This is a genomic window from Castellaniella sp., assembly GCF_034007085.1.
Classification (GTDB): domain Bacteria; phylum Pseudomonadota; class Gammaproteobacteria; order Burkholderiales; family Burkholderiaceae_B; genus Castellaniella.
This window is the reverse complement of the sequence record NZ_JAVERO010000027.1, coordinates 1-23,067: the sequence shown is the minus strand read 5'-3', so window position 1 is coordinate 23,067 and position 23,067 is coordinate 1. Positions and strand designations below refer to the sequence as shown.

The following is a 23,067-nucleotide window of genomic DNA, read 5'->3' as shown; positions in this document are numbered from 1 at the left end:
GAGCCCGCCGCAATGGCCTCGCCACTACCGAATGCCCGGAAGCAGGCTGATTCTATGGTAGCGCCATCCAGGCGGATCTGCAGTTTCAAGATCTGACCCAGCTGCGGCGAACCCACCAGCCCCGTACCGACCTGGGGGTCATCCACATCGAAGGACCCGACATTGCGCGGATGCAGGTAGTGATCCAGGACCTGCGGTCCATACGATGGCCCCGTCATCGGCATTGCTCCGCCCAGGCGCCCAGGGTGCCTTGCTGGCGCATTTCCCACAACGGCGACAGTTCGCGCAGCCGCCCGATCTGGGCGCGCAGCAGGCGCACGGCGCGATCCACCTCGTCCTGCGTCGTGTAGCGCCCCAGGGTCAGGCGCAGCGAACTGTGCGCCAGGATGTTGCTGCGCCCCAGGGCGCGCAACACGTGGGACGGTTCCAGGCTGGCCGAGGTGCAGGCCGAACCCGAGGACACGGCCAGTTCCGGCACGGCCATCAGCAGGGCTTCGCCTTCGACATGAGCCACGCTGAGATTCAGGGTATGCGCCACGCCCCGGTCCAGATCGCCATTGAGATAGACGTCCGGCAAATCGCGCAAACCATCCCACAAACGGTCGCGCAAGGCCCGGATGCGAGGGATTTCGGCATCCATCAGTTCGCCAGCCAGCGCAAAGGCTTCGCCCATGCCGACGATCTGGTGGGTGGGCAGCGTGCCCGAACGCAAACCGCGCTCATGGCCGCCGCCGTGGATCTGGGCCTCGATGCGCACACGCGGCTTGCGGCGCACGTACAACGCGCCGACGCCCTTCGGGCCGTAGGTCTTGTGCGCCGACATGGACAGCAGGTCCACCCCCAGCGCCTGGACATCGATCGGCAGCTTGCCCGTGGCCTGGGCGGCATCGGTATGGAACAGGATCCCGCGATCACGGCACAGCGCCGCCAATGCGGCGATGTCCTGGATCACCCCGATCTCATTGTTCACCAGCATCACCGACACCAGGATCGTGTCAGGGCGCAGGACAGCTGCCAGGGCATCGGGGCTGAGCAGGCCATTGGAATCCACATCCAGCCAGGTCAGTTCGAACCCCTGGCGTTCGAGTTCCAGGCAGGGATCCAGCACCGCCTTGTGTTCGGTCCGGACCGTCACGATGTGCCGCCCCCGGGCGGCATGGCAATGCGCCGCCCCCTTGATCGCCAGGTTGTCGGATTCAGTGGCGCCCGAGGTCCAGATGATTTCCCGGGGATCGGCATGAATCAGCGCCGCCACCTGCCCCCGGGCCCGCTCCACGGCTTCTTCGGCATCCCAGCCCCAGGCATGGCTGCGCGAGGCGGGGTTGCCAAAGCGTTCGCTCAGCCAAGGCAGCATGGCCTGGAGCACGCGCTCGTCGACGGGGGTCGTGGCGGAATAGTCCAGATAGATCGGGGACGAATCCTGTGACATTGAAATTGAAGCTCCGGTCAATCAGGCCGACACGGCCGTATGGTCTGGCGCATCGGCCGCCACGGGCCTGATCGGGATCGCCGGACGGCCGTTCTGGATATGGCCGGATTCCTGCCATTCGCGCAGCCGTTCCTGGTCCACCAGATCCTGCAGCGAGACCGAGTCCAGATAATCCAACATTTTACGACTCAACGTTGCCCACAGATCATGCGTCATGCATTTGCCCGTACGGCCATTGCGGCCAATGTTGCAGTTTTCCCTGCCCCCGCAACTGGTGGCATCCATCGGCTCGTCAACGGCGAAGATCATATCCGCCACGGAAATGTCACGCGCATGGCGCGCCAGGGTATAACCACCCCCCGGGCCGCGCACGCTGTCGACCAATTCGTGCCGCCGCAGCTTGCCGAACAGCTGTTCCAGATAAGACAGGGAAATATTCTGGCGCGCGCTGATGGCAGCCAGCGTCACCGGCCCACTGTGATGGCGCAAGGCCAGATCGATCATTGCCGTGACGGCGAACCGTCCCTTGGTCGTCAAACGCATGGTGAAATCCTCTGTGGCTGCGGGAAAGAACCGGGCATGGCGAATACCCGACCATTTAAGTCAAGTGTACCCCTTTATCCGACTGGAATGCTCGGATTTGGGTGAAAAATTCCCTCAGCCCGGGCTTGGCCCATTGCACAGCCTGCCCGCAGACCACGGCACCCCTGCCCCATGACGCAAAGGGCGCCCGAAGGCGCCCTTTGGATGCAGCGAGGAAATTTTCTTCAGGCGGCCTGGTATTGCAGCGCGCGCTTGCGGACCAGTTCGAGCACACCCTGACAGGAGTCCTCGATGTAGTCCAGGACTTTGTTGAAACCTTCGGGCCCGCCATAATAAGGGTCGGGGACGGTGGCTTCTTCGTATTCGTTGGAAAAACGCATCAGCAGCATGAGTTTGTGCTGATAGATCTTGGGACACTGCTGTTGCAATGCGGACAGGTTTTCCCAGTCCATGGCCAGGATCAGGTCGGCATCGCGGAAGTCATCGGCGCGGATCTGCCGAGCCACCAGGGACGACAGGTCGTAGCCACGCTTGCGCGCAGCCGCCTGGGCGCGGGCGTCCGGGGCCTCGCCCACGTGAAAATGATGCGTCGCAGCGGAATCGACAGCGATCGCGTCCGACAGTCCTTCCTGGTCGACGAGATGCTGGAACACGCCCTGGGCGGTGGGAGAGCGGCAAATATTGCCCGTGCAGACAAAAAGTACCTTATGCATGATAGGAGAAAGTGTGCGGGAAAACCCCGAAATTGGCAAGCATTTTCTGTGGAAAACCTAAAAAAACCCCTGATGCTTGAAGTACTTCCGAAGCTGCCCCGCAACAGGCCCCGTTGCGCCCGCTGCGGCAAACCCCGGGCGCTGCGGCCAAAGCGCAACAAACAACCGCTCCAATCCCTGGTCATTCCAGCAGGGCCCGGGCCTTGAGGGCGCGCAAGGCGTCGCGCGCCAAGGCGGCCTGCTCGAATTCCAGGTTGCGGGCGTGCTCGTTCATGCGCTGTTCCAGGCGGCGGATCTCTCGCGCCAGGGATTTCTCGTCGCGCAAGGCGGTCTCGTCGTATTCGGTTGCCACCGGCACCGGCGCCGCCGGCACGGCCACGCCATCGATCAAGTCACGCACTGCCTTGCTGACGCCCCGGGCCGTGATCCCGTGCCGGGTGTTGAAGGCCTGTTGCTTTTCCCGGCGGCGGGCCGTCTCGTCCATGGCCCGGCGCATGGAATCGGTCACCTGGTCGGCATACAGGATCGCACGGCCGTTCAGGTTGCGCGCCGCCCGGCCAATGGTCTGGATCAGGCTGCGCTCCGAGCGCAGGAAACCTTCCTTGTCGGCATCCAGGATCGCTACCAGGGAGACCTCCGGGATGTCCAGGCCTTCGCGCAGCAGATTGATCCCGACCAGCACGTCGAAAGTCCCCAATCTGAGGTCGCGGATGATTTCGACCCGCTCGACCGTGTCGATGTCGGAATGCAGGTAGCGAACCTTGAGGCCGTTTTCACCCAGATATTCGGTCAGATCCTCGGCCATGCGCTTGGTCAGCGTGGTCACCAGCACGCGCTCGTGGCGCGCGATGCGCAGCTTGGCTTCGCCCAGCAGATCATCGACCTGGGTGGCTGCCGGACGCAGTTCGACTTCCGGGTCCACCAGGCCGGTCGGGCGCACGAGCTGTTCCACCACTTGATCCGCATGCTGGGCCTCGTAGGGGCCTGGCGTGGCAGATACGAACACGCACTGCGGCATGCGCGCCTCGAATTCCTCGAGACGCAGCGGGCGGTTGTCCAACGCGGAAGGGAGCCTGAATCCGAACTGCACCAAGGTTTCCTTGCGCGACCGGTCACCCCGGTACATGCCGCCCAGCTGGCCGATCGTGACATGGCTTTCGTCGATGAACATCAAGGCGTTGGCCGGCAGATAATCGATCAGAGTCGGCGGCGGTTCGCCCGGCAGGGCACCGGACAAATGCCGGGAATAATTCTCGATCCCCTTGCAAAAACCCAGTTCCTGCAGCATTTCCAGATCGAAACGCGTGCGCTGTTCCAGCCGCTGGGCCTCGACGAGCTTGCCCGCCGCAGTGAGTTCGGCCAGGCGATCGCGCAGTTCTTCCTTGATGGTCTCGATGGCGCGCAGCACGGTCTCGCGCGGCGTCACATAGTGCGAACTGGGAAAGATCGTGAAACGCACCAGGCTCTGGACGGGCTTGCCCGTCAGGGGGTCGAACAGATCCAGGGATTCGATTTCGTCATCGAACAGGGTGATGCGCAGCGCATGTTCGGCGTGTTCGGCCGGAAAGACGTCGATGACTTCGCCCCGCGCCCGGAACGTCCCCCGGGAAAAATCCATGTCATTGCGTTCGTACTGCATCGACACCAGGCGCGCCAGGATTTCCTGGCGGCCGATCCGGTCGCCCGCGCGCAGCGTCAGGACCATCGCATGATAATCGCCGGGATTGCCAATGCCGTAGATGCAGGACACCGTACCCACGATGATGGTATCGGGGCGTTCCAGCAGACTCTTGGTGGCCGACAGGCGCATCTGTTCGATGTGCTCGTTGATGGACGAGTCCTTTTCGATGAACAGGTCGCGCGCCGGCACATAGGCTTCGGGCTGGTAATAATCGTAGTAGGACACGAAATATTCCACCGCATTGCGGGGGAAGAATTCGCGCATTTCCGCATAAAGCTGGGCGGCCAGGGTCTTGTTGGGCGCCAGCACGATGGCCGGCCGGCCCGTGCGGGCGATCAGGTTGGCCATGGTGTAGGTCTTGCCCGACCCCGTCACCCCCAGCAAAGTCTGGCACATGAGACCATCGCGCACGCCCTCTTCCAGCGCAGCGATGGCGGCCGGCTGATCCCCGGCCGGAGGATAAGGCTGGAAAAGCTGAAACGGGCTGTCCGGATACGCCACGAAACCCGGCCCAGACCCGGATGCAGCCAAAGGTGCGGGCGGCGGGGCTTGTTCCGCCCCCCCGACCGCCTGGCTGCCAGACTGGGTTCTGGTCGAAGTTCTGGCCTGACGCCGGACCTGACTGGGCATGGGATTCAACTGGACACTGTTCGGGTAAACCCCTTATTATCACACTGTTGGCCCACATGACCAAGACTCTTTTCTCCCCGTCCTCCCGGTAACCATGTCCTCCATTTTCGCATCTGTCGAACTCGCTCCGCGCGACCCCATCCTGGGTCTGAACGAACAATTCAAGGCCGATACCCGGTCCACCAAGGTCAATCTCGGCGTCGGCGTCTATTACGACGACGCAGGCCGCATTCCCCTGCTGAAGGCCGTCCGCCAGGCCGAAGCCCGGCTGTTCGAAAAAGCCGAACCCCGCAACTATCTGCCGATCGATGGCATCCCGGGCTACAACGACGGGGCCCGCACGCTGCTGCTGGGCGCCGGCTCGCCGCTGATCGCCGAGCACCGCTCGCTGACGGTCCAGACCCTGGGCGGTACCGGCGCACTGAAAATCGGTGCCGATTTCCTGAAACAGATCCTGCCCAACAGCCAGGTTGCCATCAGCAATCCCAGCTGGGCCAACCACCAGGCGCTGTTTTCCGCCGCCGGTTTCCCGGTCGTCAGCTATGACTACTACGATGCCGCCACGCATGGCCTGGACTTCGATGGCATGCTGGCCTCGCTGCGTGCCCTGCCCGCCGGCACCATCGTGGTGCTGCACGCCTGCTGCCACAACCCCACGGGGGTGGATCCCACCCTGGATCAATGGCAGGAAATCGCCCGCACGCTGCAGGCCGGCCAACTGGTGCCCTTCCTGGACATCGCCTACCAGGGCTTTGGCGCCGGCATCGAGGAAGACGCCGCCGTGGTGCGCCTGTTCGCGGACCTGGGCGTGACCATGTTCATCAGTTCCTCGTTCTCCAAGTCCTTCTCGCTGTACGGTGAACGGGTCGGCGCCCTGACGCTGGTGACCGATGGCGACGAGGAAAGCACCCGCGTGCTCAGCCAGCTCAAGCGCGTCATCCGCACCAACTATTCCAACCCGCCGACCCACGGCGGCGCGCTGGTCTCGACCGTGCTGAACACGCCCGAACTGTACGCGATGTGGGCCGACGAACTGGCCGGCATGCGTGACCGCATCCGCACCATGCGCCACCAGCTGGTCGAAAAAATCCCGGCCCATGGCGTCGAACAGGATTTCAGCTTCGTCAAGGCCCAACGCGGCATGTTTTCGTATTCCGGCCTGACCAAAGCCCAGGTCGAACGCCTGCGCGAAGACTACGGCATCTACGCCGTGGGCAGCGGACGCATCTGCGTGGCGGCCCTGAACAGCGGCAACATCGACTACGTCGCCCGCGCGGTGGCCGATGTGATCAAGAACTGATCCACGTTTGCACTGCACCCGACGGGGCCTCCTGCGAGGCCCCGTCGTCGTTTCGGGCTGGCTGCCCGCACCGCTTGCGCCGTACGCGCCCTTCCGTCACAATACGGGCTGTGTTTTCATCCAGTAGCGCAATCCAGCTTCGACACCATGGCCCTGAAACTCACCGCCCGACAATCCCAGATCCTGGATCTCATCCGGCAGGCCATCCAGCAAACGGGGCGGCCGCCCACCCGGGCCGAAATCGCCCGCCAGCTGGGCTTTCGTTCGGCCAACGCCGCCGAAGACCATCTCCGCGCCCTGGAACGCAAGGGCTACATCCGCCTGTCGGCGGCCACCTCGCGCGGCATCCAACTCACGGATCAGGCACAGGCCAGCGCGGCCACGGACGGCGCGGCCACACGCACGGGCCAGCCCGTGGCAACCATGCTGCCCGGCGCCCCCACCTGGATCGCACCATCCGACAGCCGCCTGGTGCCGCTGGTGGGCCGCGTCGCAGCCGGCAGCCCGGTACTGGCGGCCGAACACGTCGAACGCGAAATCCCCCTGGCACCGCACCTGTTCGAATCCGCGCCCGACTACCTGCTGCGCGTGCGCGGCAGCAGCATGCGCGATGCGGGCATCCTGGACGGCGACCTGCTCGCCGTACGCAGCACGCCCCAGGCCCGCCATGGCCAGATCGTCGTCGCTCGGTTGGGCGACGACGTCACCGTCAAACGCCTGGACCATCAGGGTCGCCGCATCCGCCTGCTGCCTGAAAACCCCGACTTCCAGCCCATCGACGTGGGCCCCGGCGACGACTTCGCCATCGAGGGCATCGCGGTCGGCCTGATCCGCACCACCGCGCTGCACTGATGCGACGGCGCCCTTCTTCCCGAATAGCTCGCCAACATTCGCATCACGCACGCGCCGGAATCAGAAACGGCAAGGGCTCCCGTCCAGGGAGCCCTTGCCGCATCCGCCAGGGACAGGATCAGTGCTTGATCACCCCGCCGCCACTGCCGGCTTCCGCCGGTTTGGCGGTGGCCACGGCCTCGGCTGCCAGCCGGGCGACTTCTTCGTCCGACAATGGCACAGGCATGCGCTGCAGCGCGACTTCCAGCACCCGATCGATCCAGCGCACCGGGATGATCTCCAGGTGATTTTTCACATTGTCCGGGATTTCGGCCAGATCCTTGACGTTTTCTTCGGGGATCATCACGGTCTTGATGCCGCCACGATGGGCCGCCAGCAGTTTTTCCTTCAGGCCGCCAATTTCAAGGACTTCGCCCCGCAGGGTGATTTCACCCGTCATGGCGACATCGGCGCGCACCGGAATGCCCGTCAGCGCCGACACCATGGCCGTGGTGATGGCGGCCCCGGCCGAAGGACCGTCCTTGGGCGTCGCGCCTTCCGGGAAGTGGATGTGCAGATCACGCTTTTCGAACGCCTGGTCGGCAATGCCCCACTTGCGCGCACGGGCACGCACCACCGTGCGGGCGGCCTCAACCGATTCCTTCATCACATCGCCCAGTGACCCCGTGCGCAGGACCACGCCCTTGCCCGGCATGTCGGCCGCCTCGATGGTGAGCAGATCGCCGCCGACTTCGGTCCAGGCCAGCCCGGTGACCTGGCCAACCTTGTCTTCCTTTTCGGCCACGCCAAAATTGAAACGGCGCACCCCCAGGAAATCGCTCAGGTTGGCGGAATCCACCGCGATCGCGGCCTGATCATTGGTCTTTTTCACCGATTTTGCATCGCTTTCGCTCAGCAGCCGCTTGACGGCCTTGCGGCAGATCTTGGAGATCTCGCGTTCCAGCGCGCGCACCCCGGCCTCGCGCGTGTAGTAGCGCACGATGTCGCGGACGGCAGCCTCGGAAATGCTGAGCTCGCCTTCCTTGACGCCATTGTTTTTCATCAGCTTGGGCAGCAGGTGATCAAAAGCGATATGCACCTTTTCGTCTTCGGTATAGCCCGACAGGCGGATGACTTCCATCCGGTCCAGCAGGGCCGGAGGAATGTTCAGCGTATTGCTGGTGGCCACGAACATCACATCCGACAGGTCGAAATCGACCTCGATGTAATGGTCCTGGAACGTGTGGTTCTGTTCCGGGTCGAGCACTTCCAGCAGGGCCGAGGACGGGTCGCCACGGAAATCCGCACCCAGCTTGTCGATCTCGTCGAGCAGGAACAAGGGATTGCGCACACCGACCTTGGCCATGTTCTGCAGGATCTTCCCTGGCATGGAACCGATGTAGGTGCGCCGGTGGCCACGGATCTCGGCCTCGTCGCGCACGCCGCCCAGCGCCATGCGCACGAATTTGCGGTTGGTCGCGCGAGCCACGGACTGGCCCAGCGACGTCTTGCCCACGCCCGGGGGGCCGACCAGGCACAGGATCGGCGCCTTGAGCTTGTCGACACGCTGCTGCACCGCCAGGTATTCCACGATGCGTTCCTTGACCTTTTCCAGGCCGTAGTGATCCGCGTCCAGAACCTCCTGAGCGTTCTTCAGGGCATTGTTGACGCGGCTTTTCTTGCGCCACGGCAGCCCCACCAGCGTATCGATGTAGTTGCGCACCACCGTGGCCTCGGCCGACATGGGCGACATCAGCTTGAGCTTCTTGAGTTCGGCATCGGCCTTCTTGCGGGCTTCCTTGGGCAGATGCGCGGCCGCGATGCGGCGTTCGAGTTCCTCGATGTCGGCACCTTCCTCGCCCTCGCCCAGTTCTTTCTGGATGGCCTTGACCTGTTCGTTCAGGTAGTAGTCGCGCTGGCTCTTTTCCATCTGCTTCTTGACGCGGCCGCGAATGCGCTTTTCGACCTGCAGGATCTCGATTTCCGATTCCAGCTGAGCCAGCAGGGCTTCCAGGCGGGGCACGGTACCGGACATGTCCAGCAAGGACTGTTTCTGTTCGATTTTCAGGGGCAGATGGGCCGCAATGGTATCAGCCAGGCGGCCCGCGTCCTCGATCCCCGACAGTGAGGTGAGGATTTCCTGGGGGATTTTCTTGTTCAGCTTGACGTATTGTTCGAACTGGGCCACGACGGCACGGCGCAGGGCCTCGGCCTCGGCCTGCTCGGACTGATCTTCGTCGATGCTGGAAACACGCGCCGAAAAATGCGATTCAGCATCGGTGACAGCGTGGATCCGGGCGCGCTGCAGGCCTTCGACCAGCACCTTGACGGTGCCATCGGGCAGCTTGAGCATCTGAAGAATACTGGCTGCGCAGCCAATCTCGTACAGATCATCGGGCGTGGGTTCGTCCTTGCCTGCGGATTTCTGCGCCACCAGCATCACGCTGCTGCCGGCCTCCATGGCCAGTTCAAGCGCCTTGATGGAACGCGGCCGCCCCACGAACAGGGGAATGACCATGTGGGGAAAGACCACGACATCGCGCAGCGGCAGCAGCGGCAATTCCACTGGTTCCTGAGTCAGAATCTGGCTAGCAGACATGGTTGATTCCTCAAACTATTGAAGCTGAAAGAAAAAGGAAGCACGGGCTTCCTTTTTTGCATAGTGCCTGCTGACGCATATGGTGCCATACAGCTGCTTTTCAAGGGCAGAAGTGCACATTCTGCCAGCAGTATACGGGGGAATCGACGCCACTGGGGCTGCGCCATTCCGGTTGCGCGAAACGGGAATGCCCCCCCGCGCCGAGGTCAGGCAGCGGCCGATCGGAGGGACTTTTCCTCGGTCTGACGTTCGGGACGGGACCCCTTGACCAAGGTCGGCGTGCTCAGGCCCTCGACAGCGTCCTTTTCCAGGATCACGCGGTTGATGTCCTGGCGCGAGGGCAGTTCGTACATCGTACCCAGCAACGCCTGTTCCATGATGGAGCGCAGGCCCCGGGCGCCAGTCCGGCGCTTGATGGCCCGACGGGCGATGGCCGTCAGGGCTTCGGGCGTTACTTCCAGTTCGACGTCTTCCATTTCGAACAGTTTCTGGAACTGCTTGACCACGGCGTTGCGCGGCTCGGTCAGGATGCGCACCAGCGTTTCTTCGGTCAGTTCTTCCAGCGTGGCGACCACTGGCAGGCGGCCGACCAATTCGGGGATCAGGCCGAACTTGATCAGGTCTTCGGGTTCGACTTCCGCGAACAATTCGCCCACACCGCGCTCGGAGCGTGCACGCACTGTGGCGGAAAAGCCAATGCCGGACCGTTCGCTGCGGTCGCGGATGATTTTTTCCAGGCCATCGAAGGCGCCCCCCACGATGAACAGGATGTTGGTGGTGTCAACCTGGACGAAATCCTGGTTCGGGTGCTTGCGGCCGCCTTGCGGCGGCACCGAGGCCACCGTGCCTTCGATGAGTTTCAGCAGGGCCTGCTGCACGCCCTCGCCGGAAACGTCGCGGGTGATGGAGGGGTTGTCCGATTTGCGCGAGATCTTGTCGATTTCGTCGATATAGACAATGGCCCGCTGGGCCTTTTCGACCTCGTAGTTGCAGTTCTGCAGCAGTTTCTGGATGATGTTTTCGACGTCCTCGCCCACATAGCCGGCTTCCGTCAGGGTGGTGGCATCCGCCATCACGAAAGGCACGTCCAGCATGCGCGCCAGGGTCTGGGCCAGCAGCGTCTTGCCCGATCCCGTCGGCCCGATCAGCAGAATGTTGCTCTTGGACAGTTCGACGTCACCGTCCTTGGCATCCTGGTAGCGGATGCGCTTGTAGTGGTTGTAGACCGCCACCGCCAGGTTGCGCTTGGGCGTTTCCTGGCCGATGACATAGCCGTCCAGGAAGGACTTGATTTCCTGCGGCGTGGGCAGTTCCTTGCGTACGGAGGCCCGCGCCGCATCCTGAGATTCTTCGCGGATGATGTCGTTGCACAGGCTGATGCATTCATCGCAAATGAAGACGGATGGCCCGGCGATCAGCTTGTGGACTTCATGCTGGCTTTTGTTGCAGAAGGAACAATGCAGCGTCTTGTCCTCGCGGGAACCCTTTTTTTCGGTCATGGCTATCCAATCACTCGGCTTCGTCGGTGCGCGAAACCAGGACCTTGTCGATCAGTCCGTATTCCCGCGCGTCGTCTGCGGACATGAAATTGTCGCGCTCGGTGTCCACGGCGATGCGCTCGATATCCTGGCCGGTGCGTTCGGCCAGGATGCCGTTCAGGCGTTCGCGCAGACTGAGGATTTCCTTGGCCTGGATCTGGATGTCCGAAGCCTGGCCCTGGGCGCCGCCCGAAGGCTGGTGGATCATGATGCGCGAATTGGGCAGCGCATAACGCTTGCCTTTGGCCCCGGCGGCCAGCAGGAACGCCCCCATGCTGGCGGCCAGGCCGGTGCACAGGGTGGAGACTTCGGGTTTCACGAACTGCATGGTGTCAAAAATCGCCATGCCGGCATAGACCGATCCCCCCGGAGAATTGATGTACAGCGAGATGTCCTTGTCGGGATTTTCCGATTCCAGGAACAGCAGCTGTGCCACGACCAGATTGGCCGACTGGTCATTGACCGGCCCCACGAAAAAGATCACCCGCTCGCGCAGCAGGCGCGAGTAGATGTCGTAGGAACGCTCGCCGCGACCGGACTGCTCGATCACGATGGGCACGTAGCCCAGCCCGGTGGGAACGACCGCGTCCCCACCATGCAGCGAAGCGTAGAAATCGGTGAACCGGTTCATGTCAGCGGGCACCCATCAAAGTGTCGAAATCAACGGCCTCGTCGGTGACCTGGGCCGCCGCCAGGACGTGTTCGACGAGGTTGTCTTCCAGGACCAGCGATTCGATTTCGGCGCGGCGCTGGCGATCAGAAAGATAATAGGCCACAACCTGGGCGGGTTGTTCGTAGCTCTTGGCGAATTCCTCGATGCGGGCACGGACCTGTTCCGGCTTGGCCTTGAGGTCGGCGGATTTGATCAGTTCGCCAACCAGCAGGCCCAGGCGCACCCGGCGTTCGGCTTCCGGGCGGAAGGTGTCTTCCGGAATGGGAATGCTGTCGGCATTGGGCAGGCCGCGCTGTTTCAGTTCTTCGCGCGCGGCGGCGATGCGATTGGCGACTTCGCCGTCGATCAGGGCCTTGGGCAGATCGAAATCGCAGGCGCCGGCCAGGGCGTCCATGACGCTGGCCTTGGTGCGGTTCTTGGCACGGGCCTGGGCTTCGCGTTCGACATTGGCGCGCACATCGGCAAGCAAGGCATCGACATCGCCTTCGGCCTGACCCAGGGCGCGGGCAAAGTCGGCATCGACTTCTGGCAATTCGGGCTCGGCGACTTCCTTGATGGTGAGGGTGAATTCAGCCTGCTTGCCGGCCACGGCGGGGCTGCCGTAGTCCTCGGGGAAGTTCAGCGGGAAAGTCTTGGTTTCGCCGGCCTTCAGGCCAGTGGCGGCAGTCTCGAATTCGGGCAGCATGCGACCCTGGCCCAGCACGAAGGGGAAGTCCTGGGCGGTGCCCCCTTCGAAGGCCACGCCGTCGATGGTGCCGGCAAAGTCCAGGGTGACGCGATCGCCGCTCTGGGCAGCGCGGTCGGCCGCCGGCTTGAAGATCGTGCGCTGGCGGCGCAGGATGTCAATGGTCTTTTGCACTTCGGCATCGCCCACCTGCACCGTATTGCGGGTGACCTTGAGAGACGACAGGTCCGGCAGCTGGATTTCGGGATAGACCTCGAAGGTCGCGGAAAACGCCATCACGCCGTCCTCGACGCCATCGACCTTGGGTTCCAGGCTGGGGGTGCCGGCCACGCGCAGTTTCGCGTCCTCGATGACCTTGTCCAGGGACTTGCCGATCTGGGTGTTGATCACGTCATAGCGGACCGACGGACCGTGGCTGCGCTCGATGACGGACAGGGGGGCCTTGCCGGGACGAAACCCCTGCACCTTGGCCGTCCTGGCGACGCGCTTGAGCTGGGCCTGGACTTCTTTTTCGATGTCGGCGACCGAAACGGTCAGATCAACGCGGCGCTCCAGGCCGGACAATTTTTCAACCACGGGCTGCATTCGGAACCTATTGAATGATGGACAATAAACGCGTTATTTTAGCGGAAACTGAGGCGGCCCGTAGGCGACCAGGAAGCCGCACCGAATCACGTTATAATGATCGGCTTGCCTGGCGAACGTGGCGGAATTGGTAGACGCACCAGATTTAGGTTCTGGCGCCGCAAGGCATGAGAGTTCAAGTCTCTCCGTTCGCACCACGGCGCATCGCGCGCGTCGTCGCCCGGCCCCCTGCCACCACATGCCACACCGGACGACCATGCATTCATCGCTTCAGGACACCATCGAAACCGCCTGGGAAGACCGCGCATCCCTGAATCCCGCCCAGGCGCCGGACGCCTTGCGCCAGGCCGTCGACCAAGTGATCGAGGGGCTGGACACGGGCACGCTGCGCGTCGCGGAAAAGATCGACGGCCAATGGCAGGTCCATCAGTGGATCAAAAAGGCCGTGCTGCTGTCTTTCCGCTTGGCCGACAACTGCGTCATGGGCCAGGCTCCCCAACTGTACTACGACAAGGTGCCGCTGAAATTCCAGGATTATTCCCCTGCAGATTTCCAGCAAGGCGGCTTTCGCGTGGTACCCACGGCCACGGTACGGCGCGGCGCCTACATTGCGCCCGATGCCGTGCTGATGCCCTCTTACGTCAACATCGGCGCCCATGTGGGCGAAGGCACGATGGTGGATACCTGGGCAACGGTCGGGTCGTGCGCGCAGATCGGCCGCCACGTCCACCTGTCGGGCGGGGTCGGCATCGGCGGGGTGCTGGAACCCCTGCAGGCCGGTCCCACCATCATCGAAGACAATTGCTTCATCGGCGCACGCTCCGAAATCGTCGAAGGCGTCATCATCGAAGAAAACTCGGTCCTGGCCATGGGGGTTTTCATTTCCCAAAGCACGCGCATCTACGACCGCGAGACCGGCGCAATCCACTACGGCCGGGTACCGGCAGGGTCCGTGGTGGTTCCGGGATCACTGCCCGCCGCCGACGGCAGCCACAGCCTGGCCTGCGCGGTGATCGTCAAGCGAGTGGACGCCAAAACCCGCGCCAAGACCAGCATCAACGACCTGCTGCGGGCCTAGTGTCCGCCTCACCTCCAAGGAACCATGCAACATGGCAGATGCCGATGTCCGCACCCTGGCCGCGACTCTGATCGCCCGCCCCTCTGTCACTCCCGACGATGCCGGCTGCCAGGCCTTGATCGCCCAGCGTCTGCGGCCCCTGGGCTTCACCTGCGAATCACTGCCCAGCGGTCCGGTGAGCAATCTCTGGGCGCGGCGCGGCACCACCGCCCCGCTGCTGGTGTTCGCGGGCCATACGGACGTCGTCCCCACCGGACCCGAGGCCGATTGGCCCAGCCCGCCCTTCGTCCCCACAGAGACCGGCGGCATGCTGGTGGGCCGAGGCGCCGCCGACATGAAGACTTCGATCGCCGCCTTCATCGTCGCAGCCGAGGAATTCATCGCGGCCCATCCTGACCATCCGGGTTCGATCGCGCTGCTCCTGACGTCCGACGAAGAAGGCCCCGCCACCGACGGCACGGTCCATGTCTGCCGTGTTCTTGACGCGCGCAACGAACACCCCGATTACTGCATCGTCGGCGAACCGACCTCGGTCCAGGCGCTGGGCGATACGATCAAGAACGGCCGCCGGGGATCGATGTCGGCCCGGATCACGGTGCGTGGCGTCCAGGGGCACGTGGCCTACCCGCATCTGGCCCGCAACCCGATCCACGAACTGGCCCCCGCCCTGGCCGAACTGACGGCGACCTGCTGGGACGAAGGCAACGAATATTTTCCGCCCACGACCTTCCAGGTCTCGAACCTGCATGCCGGCACCGGTGCAGGCAATGTCATCCCCGGCACGGCGACGATCGACTGCAATTTCCGCTTTTCGACCGCCAGCACGCCCGAAGAGCTGCAGGCCCGAACAACCGCCCTGCTGGACCGCCACGGCCTGGACTACGAGATTGCCTGGACGATCGGCGGTCTGCCCTTCCTGACCCCTCAGGGCACGTTGTGCAGCGCCCTGCAGGCTGCGATCGCCCAGGAAACCGGCCTCCAGGCAGCACTGTCCACGACGGGCGGTACATCCGATGGACGCTTCATCGCCCGCATCTGCCCGCAGGTCGTCGAATTCGGCCCCTTGAACCAGACGATCCACCAGACGGGCGAACGCATCCCCCTGGACAGCCTCGCGCCGCTGAAAAACATCTACCGCCGCACGCTGGAAACGCTGCTGGCCTGACTCTTTGACAACCGGCCGCACCCGCGCCGGTTGCGATCAACCCGTCTTCACGCATGCCATGTCCTCTCCCCACACCGAACTTCTGACGCTGCGCGATTTGCTGCGCTGGGCCATCAGCCGCTTCCACGCTGCCGGGCTGGTCTTCGGCCACGGCAGCGACAATGCCTGGGATGAGGCCGCCTATCTGCTGCTGCACGGCCTGCACCTGCCGCCCGACACGCTCGACCCATTTCTGGATGCACGCCTGCTGGAACGCGAACGGCAGCGCTGCGTCAATCTGATCCAGGAACGCATCAACACGCGCAAGCCCGCTGCCTACCTGACGGGCGAGGCCTGGCTGCAGGGCGAACGATTCCTGGTGGACGAACGTGTGATCGTGCCGCGTTCGCCCATTGCCGAATTGCTGGCCGAAGGCCTGGCGCCCTGGATCGACGATCCGGACGCGGTCGGCCAGATACTGGACCTGTGCACCGGCTCGGGCTGCCTGGCGATCCTGGCGGCCCACGCCTTCGGCAACGCCACGGTGGATGCGGTGGACGTATCCGCCGATGCCCTGGCAGTCACGCAAGCGAATATTGAACTGCATGGCCTGGATGGCCGGGTCCGGCCATTGCGCAGCGATCTGCTGTCCCAGGTGCCTGCAGACCGCTGCTACGATCTGATCGTCTGCAATCCGCCCTATGTCAACGAACAGTCGATGCAGACGCTGCCCCCCGAATACCGGCACGAGCCCCGACTGGCACTGGCGGGCGGGGCCGACGGCATGGACCTGGTGCGCCGCATCCTGGCCGATGCGCCCCGTCTGATGGCGCCCGAGGGCCTGCTGGTGCTGGAGATCGGCCACGAGCGGGCGCATTTCGAGGCCGCATTCCCCGGACTGGAGCCCATCTGGCTGGATACGGCCGCCACCACCGACCAGATCCTGCTGCTGCGCCGCGCGCAGCTCGTCTCGTGATCCGCGCCACCGGCCTGACCCTGCGGCGTGGCGTCAAGGTCCTGCTGGAAAACGCCGAATTCGTCGTCCACCCCGGCGAGCGCGTCGGCATCGTCGGCAAGAACGGCGCCGGCAAGTCCTCGTTGTTCTCGCTGTTGCAAGGCCAGATCGATCCGGATGCCGGCACACTGGACATGCCGGCATCCTGGCGACTGGCCAGCGTCGAGCAGATCCTGCACGACACCGACCGTCCGGCACGTGAATTCGTCATCGACGGTGACCACCACCTGCGCGATCTGCAGGCGCGGCGCGCTGCCCTGCCCCCGGATCAGGGCCAGGCGATCGCCGAACTGGAAGCCGCGCTGGTCGAAGCCGAGGCCTGGAGCGCGCCCTCGCGCGCCGAGCAACTACTGGCGGGCCTGGGGTTCGCCCCGGACGAATGGACCCGGCCGGTCGCCAGTTTTTCCGGTGGCTGGCAGATGCGCATTGCCCTGGCGCGCGCGCTGATGGCGCCATCGGACCTGCTGCTGCTCGACGAACCCACCAACCACCTGGACCTGGACGCCATGCTGTGGCTGGAACGCTGGCTGGCGGGCTATCCAGGCACGGTGCTGCTGATTTCCCACGACACTGAATTCCTGGATGCCGTGGCGCGCGTGATCCTGCATTTCGAGCAGCAGTCGCTGGTGCGCTACAAGGGCGGCTACGAATCTTTCCTGGAACAGCGCGCCGAACGCCTGCGCCAGAACCGCCTGGCGATCCAGCGCCAGGCACGAGAAACAGCCCATCTGCAGTCCTTCATCGACCGTTTCAAGGCCAAGGCCACCAAGGCCAAGCAGGCGCAAAGCCGGGTCAAGGCCCTGGCGCGCATGCAGACCCTGGTGCCGCTGGCCGTGGAATCGGGCATCGACATCCGCCTGCCCGAACCCGCGCAGACGCCCGACGTGCTGCTGACGCTGGAAAACGCCGTCCTCGGCTACCCGACAGGCAGCAACGGCACGGCGCGCACCGTCCTGGAAGACGTGGACCTGATGGTGCGCGGCGGCAGCCGCATCGGTATCCTGGGCGTCAATGGCGCCGGCAAGAGCACCCTGGTCAAGACACTGGCCCGTGAACTGGCGCCCCTGGCGGGCACCTACCGCCCGGCCAAGGGCCTGGAAATCGGCTATTTCGCCCAGCAGCAGCTGGACATGCTGGACCCGGACCTGAGCCCGCTGCAGCATTTTGTACGCATCGCGCCCGACACCCGCGAACAGGAACTGCGCAACATGCTGGGCGGTTTCGGTTTTGGCGGCGACATGGTCAACCAGCCGGTGGCGCCCTTTTCCGGTGGCGAAAAGGCCCGCCTGGCCCTGGCCTTGATCGTCTGGCGCAAGCCCAACTTGCTGCTGCTCGACGAGCCCAGCAACCATCTGGACGTGGATACCCGCGAGGCCCTGGCGCGGGCGCTGGCCGAATTCCCCGGCAGTGTGCTGCTGGTGTCCCACGACCGGCATCTGCTGCGCACGACTGTGGACAGTTTCTGGATCGTCGCCGACGGGCAGGTCCAGCCTTTCGACGGCGACCTGGAGGACTACCGCGACTGGCTGCAGCAGCGCCAGGCCCAACGTAACCAGGTCGCGCGCGCAACGGCGCCGGCCCCGAGCCAGGACCGCAAGGCGCAGCGCCGCGAACAAGCCCTGGCCCGCCAGGAACTGGCCGCCCTGCGAAAACCGCTGGAAACCCGCCTGCAACGGGTCGAGGATGCCATGGCCCAGATCCAGAACCGGCTGACGGAACTGGATGCGCTGATGGCCGACCCGGATTTCTACACCGACGCCCACAAGGATGTCCGTCCCGGCCTGATGGCCGAACATGGCGAACTGAGCAAGGCCCTGCAGGGCCACGAGGAAGACTGGCTGGAAATCCAGACCGAACTCGAAGCACTGAAGACGTCATATTCCAAGGCTGAATAATTTAATACTCTTATATTCGTTCGACATGAGGATGGCGATCCTTAGAATGGGCAAGTCTTATCAAGCCCCATTCAGAAAATTCGCCTCATGAGCCGTCTCCCCATCCAATCCATCGAATCCGCCCCGGCCGATGCCCAGGACCGTCTGCGCGCCGCTGCCCAGGCCAATGGTTTCCTGCCCAATCTGCTGGGCGTCCTGGCCAATGCGCCCACCGCCCTGGAAACCTACCAAGTCGTCGGCGCCATCAACGGCCGCAACAGCCTCACTCCCACCGAACGCGAAGTCGTGCAGATCACGGCGGCCACCTACAACGGCTGCGGCTTCTGCGTGGCGGGCCACACCAAGCTGGCCTACAAGAAGCTGCAACTGCCCCAGGAACTGGTCGAAGCCCTGCGCAGCACCCAGGCCCTGAGCGACCCGAAGCTGAACGCACTGGCGCAATTCACCCTGCAGGTCCTGGAACATCGCGGCCAGGTGCCCGACGCAGCCCTGGCTGCGCTGCGCGCGGCCGGCTATGGTGATGCCCAGGCGCTGGACGTGGTGCTGGGCGTGAGCCTGGCCACGCTGTGCAACTACGCCAACAACCTGGCCCGCACCCCCATCAATCCGGAACTGCAGGCCTACGCCTGATCCAGGAGGCCCGCATGTCCACCGACCTGCTGCCCGCTGCGCACGGCGAAAGCATCAACGCCCTGATCCAGGAAACCCTGGCCCCACAGGCAGAAGCCATCGACCAGGGCCGTTACCCGGGCGACTTCATGCGCGCGCTGGGCCGCCTGAGCGGCTTCGGCGCCGCGCTGCCCACCGAATCCGGTGGCCTGGGACTGGATCTTGCCGCCCAGATCGATCTCATCGCCCGCATCGGGCGCGTCTGCGGCTCTACCGCCTTTCTGGCCTGGTGCCAATCGGCTTGCGCCTGGTATTTCCAGCAAACAGACAATGCCGCCGCACGCGCGCACTTCCTGGCACCGATTGCCCAGGGAAAAATCCTGGCCGGCACCGGCATGTCCAACTGCGTCAAGCATCTGGCCGGCATCGAACGCATCAATCTGCGCGCCCAGCGCGACGCGGCGGGCTACCGCGTCAACGGCGCCCTGCCCTGGGTCTCGAATCTGGGGCCGGAGCACCTGCTCATCGCCGCGGCATCCGTGGATGACGGCGGCTACATCATGTTCGCCATCCCGCCAGGGTCGGACGCGCTGACGCTGCGCCCCTGCCCGGCCTTCGCCGGGATGGAAGGCACCGGCACCTACGGCGTGCACCTGAAGAACGCCTGGGTGCCCGCGCAGGACGTGCTGGCCGGGCCCGCAGCCTTCGAAGGCTACATCGAGCGCATCAAACCTGGCTTCCTGTTGATGCAGATCGGCATGGGGCTGGGTCTGGTGCAGGCCAGCCTGGAAACCATCCGTGCGACCAACCAACGCCTGAGCCACGTCAATACCTTCCTGGACGACCAGGATGGAACCCTGGAACGAGATCTGCTGGCCCTGCAGGCGGAAACCGTGCGCCTGGCCCGCCAGGACCGCAACGCGCTGCCCCTGGACGTTCTGCGCGCCCGCGCCCGCGCATCCGAACTCAGCCTGCGGGCCACGCAATCGGCCGCCCTGCATGCGGGCGCCGCCGGCTACCTGATGAGCCATCCCGCCCAACGCCGCCTGCGCGAGGCCCTGTTCGTTGCCATCGTCACACCGGCCCTGAAACATCTGCGCAAGGAAATCCATGCGCTTGAACGACAGGCAGCCTGAGCCATGTCTCTGGCCACCGCATTACCCGAGCCGCCCGTCATCGAGCCTGTCGCCTCAGAGGCCGGCGTGCTCAGCGCTGCCGACGTGGCGCTGGGCTACACACGACCCGGGACCGGCCCGCATCGCATCCTGCAGGATTTTTCCCTGGCACTGCAGGCCGGCGAAATCGTTGCCCTGCTGGGGCCCAGTGGCGTAGGCAAGTCCTCGCTGCTGCGGGTGCTGGCCGGCCTGCAACAACCGCTGAGCGGCCAGGTCTACCTGCGGGGCAAGGTGCTCGCCGGCCCGGCCCCCGATGTCGGCTTCGTATTCCAGGATCCCTGCCTGCTGCCCTGGTTGACGCTGGAAGAAAACGTCGCCTTCGGCCTGGATTTCCGCCACCAGCCCCGGCTGGACGGCGCTTTGCGCCAGCAGCGCGTACAACAGGCGATCGCCGAGGTCGGCCTGACGCACGCCCGGACACGCTACCCGGATGAATTGTCGGGCGGCATGGCCCAGCGCACTGCGCTGGCCCGCAGCCTGGCGCGGGCGCCCGACATTCTGCTGTTGGATGAACCGTTCAGTGCGCTGGATGAAGTCACCCGCAGCGAAATGCAGACCCTGCTGCTGGAAGTCTGTGCGCGCCACCATGCCGCCGCAATCCTGGTGACCCACGACATCGACGAGGCCCTGCTGCTGGCCGACCGCATTCTGCTGCTGGGCAGCCAGCCTGGCCGCCTGATCGGCCAATGGCGGCCCGACCGCGCCCACCCCCGCGACGAAACCGATCCTCGCCTGACCGATCTGCGCGTCGAAATCCTGCACGCCCTGCGCGCTGCCCGCTCTCCGCAACAATACGCCACCCCATGACCCTGAAACGCATCGATTCCTGCTGCGGCGCCCAGTCCGGTCGCCGGCAGTTCCTGAAATTGTCCTCGCTGTTCACGATGGCTGGCGCCTTGCCGTTGTTGCAGGCGGGCCGTGCGGCTCGCGCCGCCGAGCCGGATGCGCCGGTGCGCATCGGCTATCTGCCGATCACCGATGCCACGCCACTGCTGGTGGCCCACCACAACGGCCTGTTCGAGCAGCGCGGACTGCAGGTGGAAAAACCACGGCGCTTTCGCAGCTGGTCACAGATCGTCGAAGCCTTTTTGAGCGGCCAGGTGAACGTGGTCCACCTGCTCATGCCCATGACCATCTGGTCGCGCTACGGCAGCAAGTCCCCAGCCAAGGTGGTGGCCTGGAATCACATGGAAGGCTCCTGCCTGACCGTGCAGCCCGACATCGCCCGCCTGGCCGACCTGGGTGGCACCACGGTCGCCATCCCCTTCTGGTATTCGGTGCACAACATCGTCCTGCAAGCCCTGCTGCGCGAAGCTGGGCTGGAATGCATCAGCGACGGCGAACCCACGAAGCAACAGGTCAAGCTGGTGGTCATGTCGCCCGGCGACATGCTGCCCGCGCTGGGGACGAAACGGATTTCCGGCTATATCGTGGCCGAACCGTTCAACGCCAAGGCCGAAGAACTGGGCGTCGGCAAGGTCTGGCGCTTTACCGGCGATGTCTGGCGCAATCATGCCTGCTGCGTGGTCACCATGCACGAGCGCGACCTGCAGGAACGCCCGGAATGGTCGCAGAAAGTCGTCGACGCCATCGTCCAGGCCCAGGCCTGGACGCGCGGCCACCGCGAGGAAACCGTGCAGATCCTGGAACGCGGCAATCCCGCCGATTACACGCCGCACGATCATGCAACCCTGGCGCGGGTGCTGCTGCCTTCGCCCGAACGGGATGCGGAATACGCCCGCAGCGGCGCGATCCGCCACCCGGACTGGCAGGAACAGCGCATCGACTTCCAGCCCTACCCCTTTCCCAGCTACACGGAAAAACTGGTGGAGCTGCTGAAAACCACCTACGTACTGGGCGAGAACGCCTTCCTGAAGGACCTGGATCCCGCTGAAGTCGCCCGCGACCTGGTGGACGAACGCTATGTACGCAAAGCCATCGAGGCCCAGGGCGGGCCGGCCGCCTTCGGCATCGCCGGCTACACGCGCACGGAAACCTTTTCCGTCGCCTGAGCGCCCAGATTCCGCCCGGACCCGCCGCACGAACATTTCCGATCATGAAAACACGCCGCTCGCCACTGCCCGCCCACAAACGCCTGACCCTGAGCCTGGGCGGACTGCTGGTGCTGTTGCTGCTCTGGGCGGCCGGCATCGGCATGCTCGGTGCGCAAACGGCCATGGCCGGCCTGTTCTCGCCGCTCAAGGCCCTGCCCAGCCTGGCCCACCTGGTCCTGGACAACCAGTTGACAGCGCACACCCTGGTCAGTCTACGGCGCGTGGCCGTGGGCCTGTTCTGGGCGCTGGCAGTCGGCATCCCCCTGGGGCTGGCGATCGGGGCTTCGCAGAAACTGGAACTGGCCACCAGCGGCGCCTTTCAGTTCCTGCGCATGGTCTCGCCCCTGTCCTGGATGCCGGTCGCCGTGATGCTGTTCGGCATCGGCGATGCGCCCATCTATTTTCTGCTCAGCTTCGCCGCCGTCTGGCCCATCATCCTGAACACCAGCGCGGGCGTGCGTCAGCTGGATCCGCGCTGGCTGATGCTGGCACGCAGCCTGAGCGCCACCCGCCGGGAAATCCTCTGGAAGATCGTGATCCCCGGATCGCTGGGCCACATGCTGACCGGGCTGCGCCTGGCCATCGGCATCGTCTGGATCATCCTGGTGCCCTGCGAAATGCTGGGCGTCAGTTCGGGCCTGGGCTATTTCATCCTGGACACCCGTGACCGCCTGGCCTATTCCGAACTGATGGCCGTGATCGTGCTGATCGGCGCGCTGGGCTTTCTGCTGGATGCGACCGCGCAGCGGCTGCACCGGCGCTGGAACCGGAAATCAGTCTAGGACGTCCGGATCAGTCCAGGACTTCCAGTTTTGCCACCCCCAGGGCCAGGGTCTTGGTGCCGGCATCGCGGAATTCGATGCGCGCCTGGGCATCGGCGCCGCTGCCGC

At 64.5% G+C, this 23,067-nt stretch carries 20 protein-coding genes and 1 tRNA gene; 12 read left to right on the top strand and 9 right to left on the bottom strand.

Annotated elements, in window-relative coordinates; all coding sequences use genetic code 11:
* The 5 genes from RBR29_RS04435 to uvrB form a co-directional block, all read right to left on the bottom strand.
* Positions 1 to 218: iron-sulfur cluster assembly scaffold protein (locus RBR29_RS04435; protein ID WP_320347643.1), on the bottom strand; the 218-nt coding region annotated here is incomplete at its 3' end.
* Positions 215 to 1,429 (bottom strand): IscS subfamily cysteine desulfurase, encoded by a 1,215-nt coding sequence (locus tag RBR29_RS04430; protein WP_320347641.1) that lies wholly within the window; start codon positions 1,427 to 1,429, stop codon positions 215 to 217. The genes RBR29_RS04430 and RBR29_RS04435, both read right to left, overlap by 4 nt.
* A 21-nt stretch (positions 1,430 to 1,450) precedes the next feature.
* The gene (gene iscR / locus RBR29_RS04425; RefSeq protein WP_320347639.1) at positions 1,451 to 1,972 is read right to left on the bottom strand and encodes a Fe-S cluster assembly transcriptional regulator IscR; all 522 of its coding nucleotides are present in this window, start codon (positions 1,970 to 1,972) and stop codon (positions 1,451 to 1,453) included.
* 224 nt (positions 1,973 to 2,196) lie between these two features.
* A complete protein-coding gene (locus tag RBR29_RS04420) occupies positions 2,197 to 2,688 on the bottom strand; it encodes a low molecular weight protein-tyrosine-phosphatase (RefSeq protein ID WP_320347647.1) in 492 nt (163 codons plus the stop codon).
* A 178-nt stretch (positions 2,689 to 2,866) separates the two neighbouring features.
* Entirely contained in the window at positions 2,867 to 4,897 is a 2,031-nt protein-coding gene (gene uvrB, locus RBR29_RS04415; protein WP_320347645.1) for an excinuclease ABC subunit UvrB, read from the bottom strand.
* Positions 4,898 to 5,090: 193 nt separating this feature from the next.
* On the opposite strand from uvrB, the gene RBR29_RS04410 reads away from it, so the two are divergent.
* A complete protein-coding gene (locus RBR29_RS04410; RefSeq protein ID WP_320347637.1) occupies positions 5,091 to 6,296 on the top strand; it encodes an amino acid aminotransferase in 1,206 nt (401 codons plus the stop codon).
* A gap of 147 nt (positions 6,297 to 6,443) precedes the next feature.
* Positions 6,444 to 7,148: a transcriptional repressor LexA gene (lexA, locus tag RBR29_RS04405; protein WP_320347635.1), complete on the top strand. Its 705-nt coding sequence runs from the start codon at positions 6,444 to 6,446 to the stop codon at positions 7,146 to 7,148.
* Between the two features lie 118 nt (positions 7,149 to 7,266).
* On the opposite strand, the gene lon is transcribed toward lexA, so the two are convergent.
* The 4 genes from lon to tig all read right to left on the bottom strand — a co-directional run bounded on the left by lon (position 7,267) and on the right by tig (position 13,207).
* On the bottom strand, positions 7,267 to 9,726 hold the full coding sequence (gene lon, locus RBR29_RS04400; protein WP_320347633.1) for an endopeptidase La: 2,460 nt from the start codon (positions 9,724 to 9,726) through the stop codon (positions 7,267 to 7,269).
* A gap of 206 nt (positions 9,727 to 9,932) precedes the next feature.
* Entirely contained in the window at positions 9,933 to 11,225 is a 1,293-nt protein-coding gene (gene clpX / locus RBR29_RS04395) for an ATP-dependent Clp protease ATP-binding subunit ClpX (protein ID WP_320347631.1), read from the bottom strand.
* 10 nt (positions 11,226 to 11,235) lie between these two features.
* A complete protein-coding gene (gene clpP / locus RBR29_RS04390; protein WP_320347629.1) occupies positions 11,236 to 11,895 on the bottom strand; it encodes an ATP-dependent Clp endopeptidase proteolytic subunit ClpP in 660 nt (219 codons plus the stop codon).
* Between the two features lies 1 nt (position 11,896).
* Entirely contained in the window at positions 11,897 to 13,207 is a 1,311-nt protein-coding gene (gene tig, locus RBR29_RS04385; protein WP_320347628.1) for a trigger factor, read from the bottom strand.
* A 112-nt stretch (positions 13,208 to 13,319) separates the two neighbouring features.
* Here tig and RBR29_RS04380 point away from each other — a divergent pair.
* The 10 genes from RBR29_RS04380 (at position 13,320) to RBR29_RS04335 (ending at position 22,959) form a co-directional block, all read left to right on the top strand.
* Positions 13,320 to 13,404: transfer RNA gene (locus tag RBR29_RS04380), tRNA-Leu, on the top strand.
* A 59-nt stretch (positions 13,405 to 13,463) separates the two neighbouring features.
* Positions 13,464 to 14,285 (top strand): 2,3,4,5-tetrahydropyridine-2,6-dicarboxylate N-succinyltransferase, encoded by an 822-nt coding sequence (gene dapD / locus RBR29_RS04375; RefSeq protein ID WP_320347626.1) that lies wholly within the window; start codon positions 13,464 to 13,466, stop codon positions 14,283 to 14,285.
* Positions 14,286 to 14,316: 31 nt separating this feature from the next.
* A complete protein-coding gene (gene dapE / locus RBR29_RS04370) occupies positions 14,317 to 15,450 on the top strand; it encodes a succinyl-diaminopimelate desuccinylase (protein ID WP_320347624.1) in 1,134 nt (377 codons plus the stop codon).
* A gap of 58 nt (positions 15,451 to 15,508) precedes the next feature.
* Positions 15,509 to 16,405 carry a 50S ribosomal protein L3 N(5)-glutamine methyltransferase gene (prmB, locus tag RBR29_RS04365; protein ID WP_320347622.1) on the top strand — a complete coding sequence of 299 codons (897 nt, stop codon included), beginning with the start codon at positions 15,509 to 15,511 and terminating at the stop codon, positions 16,403 to 16,405.
* Complete coding sequence (locus tag RBR29_RS04360; protein ID WP_320347620.1) at positions 16,402 to 18,339, top strand: ATP-binding cassette domain-containing protein; 1,938 nt, start codon at positions 16,402 to 16,404, stop codon at positions 18,337 to 18,339. The genes prmB and RBR29_RS04360 overlap by 4 nt, the downstream gene beginning before the upstream one ends.
* A gap of 87 nt (positions 18,340 to 18,426) precedes the next feature.
* Positions 18,427 to 18,969 (top strand): carboxymuconolactone decarboxylase family protein, encoded by a 543-nt coding sequence (locus RBR29_RS04355; RefSeq protein ID WP_320347618.1) that lies wholly within the window; start codon positions 18,427 to 18,429, stop codon positions 18,967 to 18,969.
* Between the two features lie 14 nt (positions 18,970 to 18,983).
* Complete coding sequence (locus RBR29_RS04350) at positions 18,984 to 20,084, top strand: acyl-CoA dehydrogenase family protein (RefSeq protein ID WP_320347616.1); 1,101 nt, start codon at positions 18,984 to 18,986, stop codon at positions 20,082 to 20,084.
* Between the two features lie 3 nt (positions 20,085 to 20,087).
* The gene (locus tag RBR29_RS04345) at positions 20,088 to 20,930 is read left to right on the top strand and encodes an ABC transporter ATP-binding protein (protein WP_320347614.1); all 843 of its coding nucleotides are present in this window, start codon (positions 20,088 to 20,090) and stop codon (positions 20,928 to 20,930) included.
* Positions 20,927 to 22,135, top strand: coding sequence for an ABC transporter substrate-binding protein (locus RBR29_RS04340; RefSeq protein ID WP_320347611.1), 1,209 nt, complete (start codon positions 20,927 to 20,929; stop codon positions 22,133 to 22,135). The genes RBR29_RS04345 and RBR29_RS04340 overlap by 4 nt, the downstream gene beginning before the upstream one ends.
* Before the next feature lie 44 nt (positions 22,136 to 22,179).
* Positions 22,180 to 22,959, top strand: coding sequence for an ABC transporter permease (locus RBR29_RS04335; protein ID WP_320347608.1), 780 nt, complete (start codon positions 22,180 to 22,182; stop codon positions 22,957 to 22,959).
* The last annotated feature ends 108 nt before the right edge of the window (positions 22,960 to 23,067 follow it).